Below are 16,181 nucleotides of genomic sequence, written 5' to 3' on the forward strand. Positions count from 1 at the left end.
AATAAAAAATTAAGAATCAAATTAAAATATTTATTTTGATTTTATTATTAAGGTTTAAAAAATTCTGGGTATGTCTCTGCATTATGGGTTTGAGTGGTCAGGTTAAGGTTAGGGTTGGTTTAATAGGTGCTGGTGGTATTGCTAACGTTCATGCAAGGTACTATAGGGAGCTTCCCAATGTGGAGTTAGTGGGTGTTGCTGAGGTGGTTAAGGAGCGTGGTGTTGAGTTTGCTAAGAGGTGGAATATTCCTGAGGGGAACGTGTTCACTGATTATAGGGAGATGATTGATAAGCTTAACTTGGATGCGGTTAGTATTACCACGCCGCATAGATTCCACGCTGAACCAACAATATATGCCCTTAAGCATGGTGTTAATGTGCTTGTTGAGAAGCCCATGGCATCAACAGCCGGTGAGGCTCTTGAAATGTATAGGGCTGCCGCCTCATCTGGGAAGATTCTTGAGGTTGGTTTTCAGAATAGGTTTGAGGCTCAGATAATTGCGGCTAAGAGGATTGTAGCCGGTGGTCTCCTTGGGGAATTCTACTATGGTGAAACCCTGGCTGATGGTAGGAGACGTAGAGGTATCCCCACTACTCCAACATTCTACACTAGGGAAATGGCTGGTGGTGGTGTTTTACTCGACTTAGGCTGCTACGCCATTGATAATGCAATGAATATTCTAGGCTTCCCTGAGGTGGTTAGTGTTAGTGGTCATGTTTTCACAGCAATTGGGAGGAGTAGGGATGCTATTGTTGAGGGTGGGTGGGGTGCCTGGGATACTGAGAAGTTTGAGGTTGAGGACTTCGTTGTGGCTAAGATAGTACTTAGGAATGGGGGCGTGTTGATGCTTAAGGAGGCTTGGGCGATGCATAATAATGAGCTTGGTAGACCATTCTACATGGGGACTAGGGGAGGCATTAAGCTTAACCCACTTGAGGTTTACAGGGATGAGTGGGGCCACATGACCACAACCACGGTGCAGTTACCTAATAGGGATGCGTGGAGGGATAAGATTGGTAAATTCATCGATGCTGTGATTAATGGTAAACCATCGCCAATAGACCCGAGGGAAAACGTCTATGAGCAATTCATACTCGAGGCCATATATGAGTCCGCTAGGCAGAATGGTGCTGAGGTTAAGTTAACCATACCTGATGAGGTTAAGCCAATACTAAACCAATACACTAAGGGTGCTTAATAATGGTTGTTAAAGTAGCCTTAGTGAGCTTCGCCCATGTACACGCCCCAGGGCATGTGGAGCAATTGCTTAAGAGGAGTGATGTTGAGGTATTGGGTGCATTCGATGATAATGAGGAGAGGGGTAGGCATTACGCTAATAGGTATGGGTTAAGGTTATTTAAGACAATTGATGAGTTAATTAAGGCTAAGCCAGACATAGCCGTAATTGATTCAGAGACATCAAAGCATAAGTACTACATTGAATTACTGGCTGAAAGCAGTATTCACTTATTCTGCGAGAAGCCTATTGGCGTTAACCTTAAGGATGCCTTAGAGATAAGTAACATAGTTAAGAGGCATGGCGTATTATTCACAACGGGCTTCAACTCAAGGCTTAACCCGGAGAACACTAAGGCTAGGGAAATCCTATCCAGTGGTGCCTTAGGGAAGGTAAGCATGATTAGGGTAAGGGTGGCTCACCCAGGAGCCATTGATAAGTGGTTTAAGGATTGGAGTGAATGGTTCACTGTAAGCCAATACTCAGGGGGTGGTGGTTTCCTTGACCTAGGTATACATGGGGCTGACCTACTAAGGTTCCTGCTTAATGATGAAGCCGTTGAGGTCACGGGCATTGTAAGCAACTTCACGGGTAACTACAATATTGATGATCAAGGAGCAGCAGTGGTAAAGTTCAGTAAGGGGACTTTAGGCATATTGGATGCCGGGTGGACCCAGGTCCTTGAGGGCTTACCCTGGTCACCCCTTGAGATTTACGGTGAGGAAGGTTCATTAATTAGGGTTGAGCTTGGTCTAATGTACTACACTAGGAAACAGAGTGGTTGGTTTAAACCAAGGCTACAGGGCGCGGTTAAAACAACCTTGGACGAACTTATTGACGCCGTTTCCAAGGGGTCTCAATTAAGCGTAGTGATTGATGACGCCGTTAAGGCACAGGAGATAATTGAGGCTGCGTATAGGAGTAGTGCAGAGGGTAGGGTTATTAAATTACCATTAACATGAAGCCGCAGTTAATAATACTGGTATTATTAGTAATAATGGTACTGGCACCATCGGCATTAGCCCTAAACGCAGTGGGTGTGTCGGATAATGGGACAGCTGAGCTTTGGAATGGATCGATAATACACTACTCATACCACGTTAATGCAGTGATGGGTTACTTAACGCTTTACAACGCGTCATTCACCATAATAAGCCTAGCCGCCTCAGGTAATGTTGCAAGTATTCAATTAAACCTAGTGGTAACAAATGGCATAGAGTACTTCTGGGTTCAGAATATTGCGCATATTGGGGAATTTAATGGATCCAGGTACATGGTTTGGTTTTGGGACGACTTATGGAACATAACTAGGGTTAATGCACTACTGGATCTCTCATTGATTAAGGGTAATAGAACATACCCAGTCACAGAGCATTACGCATACTACTACAGGTATGTGGCTCCCCCAGTAATGCTGGTTAAGGCGCCGTTCACGGTATCATGCATGGTTACGGTTAATTTAACCCACGGCTACATTAACGTGAATTACTGGTATAGGTTAAACAATACGAGGCTTGATACCGGGTGGGTTAAGTACGATGACGTGTTGATTAAGGTTAATTCAACGAGGGCCTACATAATCATCGGTGGATTTAACCCAGGTAACTTAAGTAATGACATTGAGTGGGTTACCGCAGGCTACACTGCGGCTGCTCAATTATACGTGTTTAAGTGGAATGCATCAATGATACTAATGTATAGGTACAATGGATCATGGTTCACACCCCCAGGTGGCCAATCCAGGTCCTTCGACACAGGTGAGTCAGTTAACCCAATTGCCGGAATAAGTGAGAGTTACATTAACGGTATTGTGCATCAGGAGTACGGTAGAGTGAACTCAACCTACCTATGGTTAATTAACGCATCAGTGAACTTAAGGCGTAATGAATTAATAATACGTGTAACGCCAAGTGGGGCTAGGTGGATTGCGGTAATTAATGGTAAGGCCATGTTATTGAATTCAAGTGAAACCATTATCAACACCGGGAACTGGGCTAGCGGTAGGTATAAGTTAACGTTAACATTATATGCAGGTGACGTTGGGATTTATGAATACGCCTATGAATTCACGATTAAGGGCGTGGGCGTATGGCTTTGGTTAATCCCCCTAGTAATAGTGTTACTAATAATTGCAATTTACCGTGGAATTCTTAAATACGGCGCCAGGGCTTTAAGGCGTTATGTATGATTTAATAATTATTGGTAGTGGACCCGCAGGTAATGCCGCTGCATTAGTTGCTTCAAGGCTGGGTGTTAGGGCATTGATTATTGATAAGTCCAAGCACCCCAGGGTTAAGCCGTGTGGTGGTGGATTAACACCTAAGACGATTGCGTTATCAAGGATACTTGGATTAGACTTGAGCGAGGTTATTGAGCATGAATGCGGTGAAGTATTAGTGGTGACGCATGCTGGTTCATTCGTAATGAGGTTTAAGGAGCCTATGATAAGGGTCTCCAGGAGGGAGAGGTTGGATGAATTCATGTTTAATGAAGCCGTTAATAATGGTGTTGAGTACGTTAATGACGAGGTGCTTAGGGTTAGGGAAACGCCGAGTAAGGTTGAGGTAATAGGTAGGAGTAGTGTGTATGAGGCTAAGTGGGTTATTGGGGCTGATGGGGCGCCATCAAGGGTAGGTAGGTCAATTGGGGTAATGCCTAGGTCAAATGCAGTGGCATTAATGAACATAGCCTCAGGTAACCCAATCATTAACACTGGGGATGCCTGCATACTTGACTTCACTAGGATTAAGTGGGGTTACGCATGGTTATTCCCACTGAGCCACGGTGAATACGATGTTGGATTAGGCTCAGCTTTAAAGGGTAGGTACAGTAACTTACTGTTAAGCTACGTTAATGAACTCGGCTTGAAACCAGGCAGATTAATAGGCCACCTAATACCCTACAGGCCACCTAACTCAGCCTCAACCCGTAGAGTAATGTTAACTGGGGATGCCTTAGGTTTAGCTGACCCAGTTACCGGGGAGGGTATTTTCCAAGCAATGATGAGTGGTGCGTTGGCTGCCTTATCATTAAGGAGCAGTAATGCCACCGAGTACTATGATTCAATAATAACCAGTTACCTTAGGGATAATCAATACGCATTAACGGTAGCCTACGTTGTTTACGGTCTTGATTCACAGTTCCTAAGCCGATTCCTAAAGATAACAGGCTTCAGTGAACCTGGTGCAGTCCGCATTATTGAGAAGGTTACTGGGGGTAAGTTAACGTATAGGGATGCTGTTAAGGAGGTTATTAAATCCATGATATAGTAAGTACCATCATAATTACGTGCAGTGCATTGAGTAAGCCACTAGTATTATGCGCTAGAAATATAAATCTCTAATTAACTAGCACTGTAATGATTATTAGGTTTTACTCCATTACGGGGAGGACGGAATCCATTGAGAATGAGGTTAGGGCCCTTGTTAATGACATTAAGGCTGAATTAGCTAAGAGGGGTGTGGGTGAGGATAAGGTTAGGTTAACTATTATTAAGGTTAGGGGTGATGTTATTGATGATGTTATTAAGTACCTTGATCAACCTGAAGGCAAAATACCAGGCCAATATAAGTCACTTATAGTTAGGATGAGGCAGGATGGGGTTTCATCATTCCCAGCCATGGTTATTAACGATAGGAAGGTGGCTGAGGGTAGTGAATTAACAATGGATGCCATTAAGGCTGCATTAGCTAAGGAACTTAAGGAGGAATTCAACCTAGAGATACCTTCAGTAACCTCACCAATACCCCAGGCTCAACCAGTATCAACACCCCAACCCCAGCCAATCCAACCCCCACCTCCACCCCCACCGGAAATTCCACCACCTCAGGCTATTCAACCCCAACCAGTTAAACCCATAACACCTCCACCGACCCCACCGCCTCCAGTGACTCTGCAGACTCCGCCAACTCCGCCTCAACCCACGCAGGTTCAACAGACGGTAACAATACCAGAAACCCCAGTAACCACTGGGGAGCTTGGGTTTAAGATAGTTAACGGTAGGCCTGATAACTGCAATGACTGCGTCTACTATGGTGCGCATAAGGGTTACTGCTACTTATTCGGCTTTAGGGTTAATGACCCATCAAAACCACCCTGTAAATCAATAGCCTAATGGAATACATTAAACCGGTGTTGCAGGGAAAATAAGTTTATAAACCCAATCCTGAAGATGCCCCCGTAAAGTATGCAGGGGGTAGCATTGTTTGAGGTGCATGGTGATAAACGCATGGTTTACTTCGACTTAAGCGTCATTGGCTTAAGTCAAGTAAACGTGGAGGAGAGTCAATTTGAGGTTCTTAATGAGATTGAGAATGAGCTACATGACTTAATAGGTAGATACGGCCCAATGCTAACAAACGATATAGGCCTCGAGTACAATGATTGGCCAACCAGTAGGGGAATAGTGTTAGCACGCCTATACATGAAGGACAGTGAAGTTAAACTAGTCCTCCTGGCATCATATGAAAGAAGCCTAATAAGTAGAATAAGCAGTAAGTTGAGTAAACTAGGTTGGAAACCAATATTCATCTTCGACATAAGGAAGATTATGAAAAGCACCAGGTTCCCTCAACGTTAAGTCCCCAGGTTAAGAAATAGTAAACATAACCGCGCATTTTAATGACCCAGTTAAGTTTTAAATCAGCCCAAGGTTAACCAACCCAGGGCCCGTAGCTCAGCATGGATTAGAGCGGCGGCCTTCTAAGCCGTAGGACCCGGGTTCAAATCCCGGCGGGCCCGCTAACCTCCACTTGAATTTCAATGAGAAGCAATTACTGGGATTAGTTTAGTAATGCATTAAGGTTTATTAAGGAACCAATGGATAATCACTGAAATATCTTAATTTTAAAATAAAATTTCTCAAATACCTAGGTATATAATTAGTATTATTGCTATGGTTAAGCCTAGTAGGATGCCGGGGATGGTGTTGGTCTTAGATTCTCTTAATGCGTTAATGGCTTTAGGTATTAGTGAGCCGGTTATTATTAGGGTGGTTAGTTCGGTGATGAGGCTTAGTATGGGTGAATGGTTGAAGATCACTGCACTAACTAACGTGAGTAGGATCACGGTAATCCAGACGCCGGCAATCCTCCTCTTCACTGCTGATGCGAGGTAGAGTAGGGCGAAGAATAATGATAAACCCAAGTAATAATACATGTGCATTGGGAAGTAGAAGTAACGAAGAATAGTTAAAACACCAAACACTTGAGCCAAACACCAATAAAACACAGACACAGAACCAAACACAACAGCCAAGAAAACCCTAGCGGAGAAACGCCTAGGTGTGGGGCGTAATGTTATGGGGTTACTTATTGGGTGAAGTTTCGATAAGTGGCGTAACGTCTTGGAGGTACCCTGTGGGGTCGCCATCTCTATGGGTTTATTTTTAGCATCGATTATTCCTGGGAATACTATGGTGAGGATCCTTCGGGTGTCTGGGTTCAATCCATGTAGGTTGCCATAAATGGGTTTTTCAACATCAATTCCAGCCCTAATCAAGGCATCTTTAATCCTTTCACTAATCCTCATGATTAACTCCTCATTAACCTGGCAACCCCCTTCCCTAGCCTCGTTTAGGTAGGTGTTGATGATGTGGCTAACCCCAGATACAAGGGAACTTTCCGTGAAACCTAGTTTATTCCTTGCATAGAATGCTATGAAATTCCTGAGCTCAGCATCACCCCTAATGAATCTACACTTATTAGGTAGCATAAATACGTTAGGGAATACATGATGCAGCATCATACATAATCCTGGGGAGGCATCCTCTGGGCATGATCCAGTGACCCCAAGTCTGTTTACCCCTATGGCGTCGAGTTCATTAATAATGTAATTACTAATGACTTCGCCCACCGCTATGCATCCCATTAACTCTGCCTTGTTTAATGCCGATGTTAATACTTCAATGGTCTCCTTAATAATGATACCAGGATCCCTAACACCCCTTAACCTCATTAAATGATCCTTATCAACAATTAAACCAGGTGCACAATTACCCGGCGATGGCAATGTACCCACGCTAATGGGGTTTTCCCGTATGTTTTTCACACCTTCATAAATCTCACTCAGCATGCTGCAGGGATTTAACTCATTATTGAATAGCTTCTCTAATACATAGTACCCATGTTTAGCCAGGTTATTGAGTGTTGGATCTATGGATTTAACACCTAGCAAATGCTTCATGGAGTATATTAAATAAATGAGCGAGTGATACAGGTAGTAGAAACATTGGTAGGTGTCTGAGAAGGACCCATCATTACCAATGCAATGGAGGACTGCAGCATCAATATACTTCTTACTCATCTCATCAATGTTAAATCTTTGCTTAAGAGTCGTCATTATATAGGCATCCTCAATAGCGAAGGTCAGGGCCCTAGCTACATTGGATTGTGGCCTAAGCCAAAGTTCAGGGCAGTTTCTTTGCCTATAATGGGCGAATTCCCTATGCATCAACTCATGTCTAAAAATCTTAATCAATTCCTCAAAGCCCTCACTCCTAACATACTGCTCAAGGGCATTTGGATCAATTATTAACGTATCCTGAATCTCCGAGTAAGCCATAATGTAACTCTCCACAGAACCTGAAGATGCTACAACACACTTAATACCCAACTTAGTACAGGCATCAAATACACAATCCACCGATGAACCCCAAGTACTTAGCCTCTTTAGGAAGCATTCCCCAAGTTCATTATACACGGAGTTTTCTTGAGACATCCCACAACCACCTGGGGAACACGGGGGTTGTGTTGGTTTGTGGTTTTATTCTTGTTTGTGATTCCTGTCTTCTTTCATTGAGTCAAATATATATTCTATATATTGTCATTGGCACAGTTTCATTGTCATTCTTCATTTCTTTCAATTAGCACAACCATTAGGGGGCTTCATTACACCATCAGCACAGGAATGTGAGTGCACAGAATGGTGGAATGGTTGTGCCAATGATAAACAAAACAGGCAGTAGAGAAAAACTTAAAAACCCTAAAAAAGCCAATGTATTAGAAAATCCCAAAAGGGATTAGAAAGTATGGAACACATGTATAGATAGAGACCTAGAAACCTACACGAGTTGAAAATCCCAAAAGGGATTAGAAAGTATCCGTTTAGTGTTCCCCTTGCTTCCACGTGGAGGATTCGAAAATCCCAAAAGGGATTAGAAAGTTCCCACTTCCTTAATGTACTCATAATTTTTTAATTATTTTTTGAAAATCCCAAAAGGGATTAGAAAGTTCTAAATAATTTAATGAATCCTGACACAAGTGACTTAATGATTCCTGAAAATCCCAAAAGGGATTAGAAAGTCAAAATTGAGCGCACTAAAGATGGCGGTAGGTAATTAAGGAAAATCCCAAAAGGGATTAGAAAGCAATATTATCATGGTTTATGCATAAAGTTACAGGTTCTAGAAAATCCCAAAAGGGATTAGAAAGGTAATTATATATATCACTTAACGTTACTTCGTTAAACGCGTAGGAAAATCCCAAAAGGGATTAGAAAGCTGATGTATCCATATTTCTGCAGAATAGAGTCCGGTATTTGAAAATCCCAAAAGGGATTAGAAAGTTTCCTTGATTATTGACTTGACTACTTTCTCTGTTTCCCCGAAAATTCCAAGAGGGGTTAGAAAGGTAAGGAATAGAAGGTGTGAAAATGCTTAAAAATGATCCTTAAAGGGGATTAATTCTAGGGTGTCTGCTATTGATTTTAAACTAGGTTCAAGGTATGATCCATTGAAGGTTGAGGAGGTGGTGTTGAAGTTCTGGGATGAAGCTAAGATACCTGAGAAGTGGAGGAGTTTTAAGGGGGAGGGGTTATTCACTTTCCTTGAGGGTCCGCCGACAACTAATGGTTTCCCTCATGTTGGTCATGTTAGGGGTAGGACGTATAAGGATATTGTGTTAAGGTATATGAGGCTTAAAGGTTACTCGCTTTGGGTTCAGGGTGGTTGGGATGAGCAGGGGTTACCTGTTGAGATTGAGGTTGAGAGGAGGCTTGGGGTTAAGACTAAGAAGGATATTTTCGATAAGATAGGGGCTGAGCGATTCTCGGAGGAGTGTAATTCACTTGTGGATTATTACCTTAAGTACTGGGTTGAGGATGGTACGAAGAGGCTTGGGCTTTGGCTTGATGTTGAACACGCCTATGAGACTAGGAGGCCGTACTACATTGAGCATGTTTGGGCATTCATAAAGAACATGCATGAAAAGGGTTTACTCACTGAGGATTACAGGGTATTACCATTCTGTCCAAGGTGTGAGACGGCGCTTAGTGATGCTGAGGTTGATCAGGGTTATGAGGATAGGGAGGATCCATCAATATTCGTGAAATTCCCAGTGGATGGTAGTGAGGGTGTGTATTTGGTTATTTGGACAACAACCCCCTGGACACTGATTGATAATGAGGCCGTTGCCGTTAATCCTGATGCAGATTACGTACTTGTGAGGGTTAAGGGGAGTAATGGTACTGAGTATTGGTGGCTTGCCGAGAGGCTTATGCAGAGTGTTCTTAATGCAGCTAATGTTAAGGAGTTTGAGATAGTTAAGAGGGTTAAGGGGAGTGAACTTGAGGGGATTAGGTACATTCACGTCTTCCTAAATGAAGTGCCCATTCATAAGACCCACTCAAATGCGCACTACGTTATTGCTGAACCCTTCGTAACCCTTGAGGAGGGAAGCGGCCTAGTCCACATAGCCCCAGCCCACGGTCCAGAGGACTTTGAGGCGGGTAGGCGTAGGAACCTACCTATTACTAATAGTGTTGAGATAAATGGGGTATTCAATAGTAATGGCGGGGTCTTCAACGGTATGTATTGGCTTGATGTTAATAGGAGGGTTATTGAGGAGCTTAGGCATAGGGGCCTACTGGCTCATCAAGGTACAGTGATGCACAGGTATCCGCACTGCTGGAGGTGTGGGACGCCTTTAATATATAGGACTGATAGGCAGTGGTTCATAAGGATATCAAGCCTCAGGGGCAGTTTAGTTAATGAATTATCTAAGGTTAGGATTATTCCACAAAGCTTAAGGAACAGGTTCGATGACTGGGTAGCCAATATTAGGGATTGGGTAATATCAAGGAGTAGGATTTGGGGTACGCCACTACCAATATGGAGGTGTAGGGATGATCCAAGTAAGGTAATGGTAATCGGATCAATAGAGGAGTTGAGGAAGCTTGCCGTTGAACTACCCAATGTACCTGATGAGAAGCTTATCCACAGACCCTGGATAGATATGGTTAAGTTAAGGACCCCCGACTGCAGTGAGTGGGTTAGGGAACCCTTCGTTGGTGACGTTTGGTTAGATAGTGGTGTAGCCTGGATAGCCGGTGTTGATGGATTGAGGAATAGGGAGCTTTGGAGTAAACTATACCCCTACGACTGGGTCACTGAGGCTGTGGATCAAACCAGGGGCTGGTTCTACAGTCTACTAGCCACCTCAGTGGCCTGGATGGGTAAGGCACCCTACAAAACCATATTGATAACTGGGCACGTGGTGGATAAGTATGGGCAGAAGATGAGTAAGTCGAAGGGTAACGTGATTTGGGCAAGGGACCTCATGAGTAGGTATGGGGCTGACGTCACTAGGCTTTACCTAGCCTCTAAGGCAGCCCCATGGGAGACCCTGCCGGTTAACCCAGATGAGTTTTCAGGTATTAGGAATATTCTAACTGTTCTATGGAATAGCGTTAGGTTCGCTGACATGTACATGAGGCTTGATAACTATGACCCAAGGGGGCATAGTATTAATGAGGTTTTACCTAAGGCTAAGAGCGAGGATAAGTGGATGCTCTCAAGGTACTTCAGTAGGTTAAGTAGGATAACCCAGTACCTTGATGAATTCAGGATTCATGAGGCTGCAAGGGAGTGGATAAGCCTGATTGTTGATGATGTGAGCCACGGTTACATTAGGCTAATTAGGCGTAGGGTATGGGTTGAGGGGAGTGATGACGATAAGCTAGTAGTCTACACCGTGCTTTACAACGTGCTTAAGGGTGCAATAGTGATTGGGTCGGTTTTCACACCATTCATAACCGAGTACTTGTACAAGGCCTTCGTTAGGGATGCAGCCGATAGCGTTCACTTAGCCCCAATGCCGGAGATTAGGCGTGACTTAATTAATGAGAGGCTTGAGAAGGCCTACGACGCAATCTTCGAAGCCTTCTCACTAACAGCCGCTATTAGGAATAATTTAGGCATTAAGCTTAGGTGGCCGTTGAGTGACATGCAGGTTAAGGTTAAGAATAGTGAAATCACTGAAACAGTGCGTGAATTACTGGATCAATTATCATTCCTATCCAATGTTAAGCAGGTTAGGCTTACTAATGAGCTTCAATGCGGTAATGACTACGTTAAGGCGGAGGGGGTGTTGGTTGATGTGTGTTTAAACAAGGTTATTAACGAGGACCTGTATCATGAGGCAATGGCTAGGGAATTAATTAGGAGGATTCAGGTAATGAGGAGTAAGGCTAACTTAGACCTGGAGGAGAGGATTAGAGTATACATTACTGCTGATGATGAGGTTAAGAAGACCGTGGAGAGAATGAGGAGTATGATTGAGAATGAGGTTAGGGGGACTGTACTCTTCAGTGAGCCATCTAAACCAGTCTTAACAATGGATTGGGATATTGAGGATAAGAGGGTTAAAATCAGTATAGAACGTTCCTGATTAATTATTGAGTAATACACTCATACCCCTTCTTAACCAGGTGGCTAGCCCTCTCAAAAGCCTTAACCCAATACTCATCACCACCAGTCCCGGTAAGGAACCTCAATGCATCCTCCCTAATGCCTCCCCAATGCCTCAACCCCTCACTGCAGTTAACTGGTAATTGACCCTCAAGCTTAGGACCACCCTCAAGCCAACCCTCAGGGTAATACCAGTCCTTAAACCAAGTGAACCCGGCGTTAAGCATAATGTAGCCGAGCCTAGATAGGAATGGTGGATAACCCCTCTGCAACTGAATCCTAGTCTCCTCATCAGTCAGGTACTCAATATACATGACGCCACCTGGAGCTAAGTATTTGACTATGAGTTTAATTAATGGGTCATCTAATGAGGCCCAAAAGATGGGGTTAATGTTAAAGGCCTCAACCCAAGGTCCGTAATAAGGCCCCCTACCTAGAAACACCTTAAGGGTAAGTACCCTGCGCCCACAGGTGACTAAATCAATGTTAAACTCCTCCCTAAACCTACCCTTATTAACAAGCCCCACTACATCAAGGCCATTAACCCTAATACCATGAGCCAGTAAATCCACTAAACCCATTAGATTACCCACGTGCATCATACTTAATTACAAGGTAATAGGCTTAACGCGGGCGTTACCGGAATCCCAGTGGGCTTAAGGTATTTAAATGAAAATAAAACTTATTAATACAGTAACTAAAACGGGCATTAAGGCCCCGGTCGTTCAGCCTGGTCTAGGATGCGGGCCTGTCGAGCCCGAGACCCGGGTTCGAATCCCGGCCGGGGCGCCAAGGATACAACCTCTAAATAATTTAACATACTACGTAGGATTTCAACTTATCCCCCACTTCATCAATGCGTTTGATTATAGGTTCCACAGCAATACGCAATTCCTATTAAGTAAGCCAATACTGTACGGTTCTGAATATGTATGATTTACTTAGTGTTGTAAAGGTTTAAGTAATCATGAGTGGTGAAGGCTTACTCCCTATTTTGTAGCATGATCCTGTGGGCAATGACTGATGTATTCTTTAAATATGTTTAAAGCGGGATGCGTTACTATATGATGATTAAGAACCTCGCTGAGTGATGAAGAGGGAGGCTGCGGCTGACTGCGTAATCTTTATAAACCACTTATTGGTAGCCAATAAGATATGAATAGGAGCAGTGAATTAAGGAGGGTGCATTACTTAATATTCATGAGCTTCGCCCTAGGCTTCCTAATATGGGGTTTTGTATCAACCAGTGGAATAATGACTATAGACTACTTCAAGGATTACATACCTAAGTGGCTCCTACCAGTCTCAGTGGTACTTGGCTACATATTCGTAATGCTAGGCGACACTGTGATGGGTTTCCTAACGGATAGGGTGGGTAGGAAGAGAATATTCATATACACCATGAGCCTTTACACCATTGGATTACTGGGGATGGCTGCATCACTTTATGTTAAGCAGGTGATCAATCCTCTGATAGCCTTCATCATCTTAATGGTATCCTACGCCCTGGCTGAATTCGGCGTTGGTGGTGAAGAGCCACCAGCATTAGCCGCTATCTCGGAGCTTATGCCAAGTGGCAGTAGGGGTATGATGCTTGTGCTCACGCCCAATTTCGATAATATTGGTGCAGCCCTAGCTGCAGCAGTGCTTTATGCCGCATTAGTTTACACCGGTTCCGCTAGTGTATCATCAATATACGCCATGATTGGTTCAGCCCTAGTGGTGGTTTTCCTGACTATACTGGTTAGGTTACGTATACCTGAATCAGTGAGGTGGCTTGAATCTAGGGGTAGGGTTAATGAGGCTGTTGAGATTGCCAAGAGGGAGGGTCTTGAATACGCGTTGAGTTCAGGTAACTCGGTGGTGCAGTTTAAGGCTCCACCAGCTTGGTATAGGGCATTATTCCTCTCAATAATAGGCTTCACTCAAATAACCACCTATGGCTTAATGGCGTACACAATAATTTACCTACCATCATTACCCTTCAGTAACAATTACAATCTACAGGCACTGGTGATACTGTTGGCTAACCTAGGCGCCTCAATAGCTGGCTTAGTGGGTTTAATAATGGATAAGGTGGGTAGGAGACCATTCACACTCTTCGCTTACCTAGGGGGCTTAGTAACCATGGTACCCATATTCCTAATATACGCAGCCTCCAATACACCATTAAAGGCATCACTACCAGTATTCTACACTCTACTCTTCCTCAACATGGTCTTCAGTGAATTCGAATGGGCTGTTAGAACTGTGCTTGAGCCTGAATTATTCCCAACTAGGGTTAGGGGAACCTGGATTGGTGTGATTAGGTTAATAGCATGGGGAATATACGTAGTGTTAACCTACTACCTATTAAACATATTAAGCACATACCAGTACCTGCTCACTAACCTAATACTATACGCAATCGGGGCTGCCGCCGCAGTGACATGGTTCATTTACGGTATTGAAACCAAGGGAATACCAATAAGCACCTTAGATAACATAATGAGTAAACAAAGTTGAGTAGAAAATAGCCATCTTACTACACGTTTACCACTTTAAAGCACGTGGAGTTAAGCTTAAACCGTGAGCACTAGGTCAATTGGTAGAGGAACCTGCCCCAAGTGTGGTAGGGAAGGTACCGTGGTGGTTAAGAGACTTGGGGATAGGGAGTACGTCTACGTTAAGCATGGTAGGACTTGGCACTACATTGGTCCATTAGACAGTGTTGACTTGAATAGTATTATCCATGAGTATACCACATCATTACCACTAAAAGACAGTGCAGGTGGGGGTTTAAGCATGAGTAGTGGTGGAGCGGGTTCAGGTAAATCAATTGGTAAAATCATTGCATTAATAGTGGGAGTACTCATGATAATAATAGGGGTAATCATTATACTGGAGGTAGGATTCCTAGCACTCTCATTTCTCGCTACATCACCAGCAAGTGTTCTCACTGTGTCTTTACCCGTAAATAATACGATGAAGGCTCTAATCATAGGTGCAGCAACCCATAGTAAAGTAACTGTAACAGCTGTTAACGCTTTCTTCAAGGTTGCTAACGCAGCAGTGGGAACATATACGCCTGGTTCACTTACTTGGGTTAATGTAACAAGAGTTAATGAATCATTATTCATAGGTAATTACACAAGCTTCACTGTAATCACTAGTAATCAATCAATTCTAATATGGCCGTATAAAATAGTGAGTGGTAACGCATTAATCATTGTTAATATTGCTACTAAGGGAAGCGCCCCAAGCGGCACAGTTACTGTTAATTACCTTTCATTAATATTCATAGTCATTCCCCTTGCCTTAGCTGGAGCCTTAATATGGGGTGGTGTTATCCTATACAGGTGGTCTAGAAAGTGAATTAGGTGAGGAATGCGTTAAATCTTAATGCTGAAGTCCAGTGACCTATTGTTGTTAACTAAACCATGGGTTAGGACCTTGCCATTGAGCAGTGTTTCGCATAAGGCTTCAATTTCAGATAATGCGCTGAAGAGTACATTATCGTTAACGTTTCTTATGCCGGCAACTATTATTAATACATCGCTTGTGAATTCATCAACCTTAGTTAACTCTGAATCCCTATAGGGGTAGACGTGGAGTATCCTACCGTCATTAGTCGCCAACACTATTTGATTCCTAGTTAACTCCATTTTAGGGGACCCAAGGGGTGTGAATAATTCACCGTCAGCAGCTCTCCTTAAAACAATGTAGTCAACCTGCCCAATCTTCCTTAAGTCATATAAACCAACCGGGACCTTATATTTAACGCTGGCTACATTACCTATATCAACCAGTGGGTTAATCCTCGGTAAGCCATCACCCTTAAGTATCCTCCTAATCAACGCCTCCTGGGCAGGCCTCTGCTTAGTGGGGTCTATGCCAAGCCTCCAGTAGAAGTTCCTGTAGAGTCTTATTAATTCATCATTCTTAAGTGACTCAATGCTCATTGTCTTCCTCACATCATCCTCAACATCACTAATGATCTTACTTAACTCAGGGGAATTAACCCTATTATTAATACCCACCACTACACCAACGGCCATTGAAAGCTCTAGGTCACTGAGTGAACTATGTATGAATATGCGCATACTAGTATTACTTCCCATGGCTTAAAAGTCTTCCTCAAAAACTAATGACTCCAGTAATGGTCACTTATATCTATAAGGTCTACCCATTATGTAACTTAGCTGGCTCAGTTTAGCATACTTCCTACCCTTTAATCAATCCTTAAATCTTAAATGACTTCACCCTAATTTATGCCAGTG

The 16,181-nt window shown here is 43.3% G+C and carries 12 protein-coding genes, 2 tRNA genes and 1 CRISPR repeat array; of the genes, 11 read left to right on the plus strand and 3 right to left on the minus strand.

Annotated elements, in window-relative coordinates:
* Positions 1–83: 83 nt before the first annotated feature.
* The 7 genes from CMAQ_RS06105 (at position 84) to CMAQ_RS06135 (ending at position 5,978) form a co-directional block, all read left to right on the plus strand.
* Positions 84–1,199, plus strand: a complete 1,116-nt coding sequence (locus CMAQ_RS06105; RefSeq protein WP_012186236.1) for a Gfo/Idh/MocA family protein — start codon at positions 84–86, stop codon at positions 1,197–1,199.
* A gap of 2 nt (positions 1,200–1,201) precedes the next feature.
* The gene (locus CMAQ_RS06110; RefSeq protein ID WP_012186237.1) at positions 1,202–2,200 is read left to right on the plus strand and encodes a Gfo/Idh/MocA family protein; all 999 of its coding nucleotides are present in this window, start codon (positions 1,202–1,204) and stop codon (positions 2,198–2,200) included.
* Positions 2,197–3,426, plus strand: coding sequence for a thermopsin family protease (locus CMAQ_RS06115; RefSeq protein ID WP_012186238.1), 1,230 nt, complete (start codon positions 2,197–2,199; stop codon positions 3,424–3,426). The genes CMAQ_RS06110 and CMAQ_RS06115 overlap by 4 nt, the downstream gene beginning before the upstream one ends.
* Positions 3,419–4,507 (plus strand): geranylgeranyl reductase family protein, encoded by a 1,089-nt coding sequence (locus tag CMAQ_RS06120; protein WP_012186239.1) that lies wholly within the window; start codon positions 3,419–3,421, stop codon positions 4,505–4,507. Before CMAQ_RS06115 ends, CMAQ_RS06120 begins: the two co-directional genes overlap by 8 nt.
* Before the next feature lie 89 nt (positions 4,508–4,596).
* Complete coding sequence (locus CMAQ_RS10415) at positions 4,597–5,352, plus strand: hypothetical protein (RefSeq protein ID WP_012186240.1); 756 nt, start codon at positions 4,597–4,599, stop codon at positions 5,350–5,352.
* 72 nt (positions 5,353–5,424) lie between these two features.
* Positions 5,425–5,817, plus strand: coding sequence for a hypothetical protein (locus CMAQ_RS06130; RefSeq protein WP_012186241.1), 393 nt, complete (start codon positions 5,425–5,427; stop codon positions 5,815–5,817).
* 85 nt (positions 5,818–5,902) lie between these two features.
* Positions 5,903–5,978 (plus strand) — tRNA-Arg (locus tag CMAQ_RS06135).
* Between the two features lie 120 nt (positions 5,979–6,098).
* Here CMAQ_RS06135 and CMAQ_RS06140 read toward each other — a convergent pair.
* Positions 6,099–7,955 carry a hypothetical protein gene (locus CMAQ_RS06140; RefSeq protein ID WP_012186242.1) on the minus strand — a complete coding sequence of 619 codons (1,857 nt, stop codon included), beginning with the start codon at positions 7,953–7,955 and terminating at the stop codon, positions 6,099–6,101.
* A gap of 284 nt (positions 7,956–8,239) precedes the next feature.
* Positions 8,240–8,866: direct repeats of the CRISPR family, unit length 25 nt; unit sequence GAAAATCCCAAAAGGGATTAGAAAG.
* 60 nt (positions 8,867–8,926) lie between these two features.
* Between CMAQ_RS06140 and ileS the strand changes: the two genes are divergently transcribed.
* Positions 8,927–11,902, plus strand: coding sequence for an isoleucine--tRNA ligase (ileS, locus tag CMAQ_RS06145; RefSeq protein WP_012186243.1), 2,976 nt, complete (start codon positions 8,927–8,929; stop codon positions 11,900–11,902).
* A 4-nt stretch (positions 11,903–11,906) separates the two neighbouring features.
* Here ileS and CMAQ_RS06150 read toward each other — a convergent pair whose 3' ends face one another.
* A complete protein-coding gene (locus CMAQ_RS06150; protein ID WP_198002056.1) occupies positions 11,907–12,515 on the minus strand; it encodes a DUF1122 family protein in 609 nt (202 codons plus the stop codon).
* A gap of 121 nt (positions 12,516–12,636) precedes the next feature.
* On the opposite strand from CMAQ_RS06150, the gene CMAQ_RS06155 reads away from it, so the two are divergent.
* From CMAQ_RS06155 to CMAQ_RS06165, 3 genes are all read left to right on the plus strand, one after another.
* A tRNA-Asp gene (locus CMAQ_RS06155) sits at positions 12,637–12,714 on the plus strand.
* 363 nt (positions 12,715–13,077) lie between these two features.
* Positions 13,078–14,427 (plus strand): MFS transporter, encoded by a 1,350-nt coding sequence (locus tag CMAQ_RS06160; RefSeq protein ID WP_012186245.1) that lies wholly within the window; start codon positions 13,078–13,080, stop codon positions 14,425–14,427.
* A gap of 63 nt (positions 14,428–14,490) precedes the next feature.
* Entirely contained in the window at positions 14,491–15,276 is a 786-nt protein-coding gene (locus CMAQ_RS06165; protein WP_012186246.1) for a hypothetical protein, read from the plus strand.
* A gap of 17 nt (positions 15,277–15,293) precedes the next feature.
* On the opposite strand, the gene CMAQ_RS06170 is transcribed toward CMAQ_RS06165, so the two are convergent.
* Positions 15,294–16,004, minus strand: coding sequence for a B3/B4 domain-containing protein (locus tag CMAQ_RS06170; RefSeq protein WP_012186247.1), 711 nt, complete (start codon positions 16,002–16,004; stop codon positions 15,294–15,296).
* Between the last annotated feature and the right edge of the window lie 177 nt (positions 16,005–16,181).

Origin of the sequence: Caldivirga maquilingensis IC-167 (assembly GCF_000018305.1) — an archaeon.
Classification (GTDB): domain Archaea; phylum Thermoproteota; class Thermoprotei; order Thermoproteales; family Thermocladiaceae; genus Caldivirga; species Caldivirga maquilingensis.

Bases quoted from the DNA above. Each gene is read 5' to 3' on its own strand.
- CMAQ_RS06140 (WP_012186242.1), bottom strand. From the start codon at position 7,955: ATGTCTCAAGAAAACTCCGTGTATAATGAACTTGGGGAATGCTTCCTA.
- CMAQ_RS06170 (WP_012186247.1), bottom strand. From the start codon at position 16,004: ATGCGCATATTCATACATAGTTCACTCAGTGACCTAGAGCTTTCAATG.
- CMAQ_RS06130 (WP_012186241.1), top strand. From the start codon at position 5,425: ATGCAGGGGGTAGCATTGTTTGAGGTGCATGGTGATAAACGCATGGTT.
- CMAQ_RS06110 (WP_012186237.1), top strand. From the start codon at position 1,202: ATGGTTGTTAAAGTAGCCTTAGTGAGCTTCGCCCATGTACACGCCCCA.
- CMAQ_RS10415 (WP_012186240.1), top strand. From the start codon at position 4,597: ATGATTATTAGGTTTTACTCCATTACGGGGAGGACGGAATCCATTGAG.
- CMAQ_RS06115 (WP_012186238.1), top strand. From the start codon at position 2,197: ATGAAGCCGCAGTTAATAATACTGGTATTATTAGTAATAATGGTACTG.
- CMAQ_RS06105 (WP_012186236.1), top strand. From the start codon at position 84: ATGGGTTTGAGTGGTCAGGTTAAGGTTAGGGTTGGTTTAATAGGTGCT.
- CMAQ_RS06160 (WP_012186245.1), top strand. From the start codon at position 13,078: ATGAATAGGAGCAGTGAATTAAGGAGGGTGCATTACTTAATATTCATG.
- CMAQ_RS06120 (WP_012186239.1), top strand. From the start codon at position 3,419: ATGTATGATTTAATAATTATTGGTAGTGGACCCGCAGGTAATGCCGCT.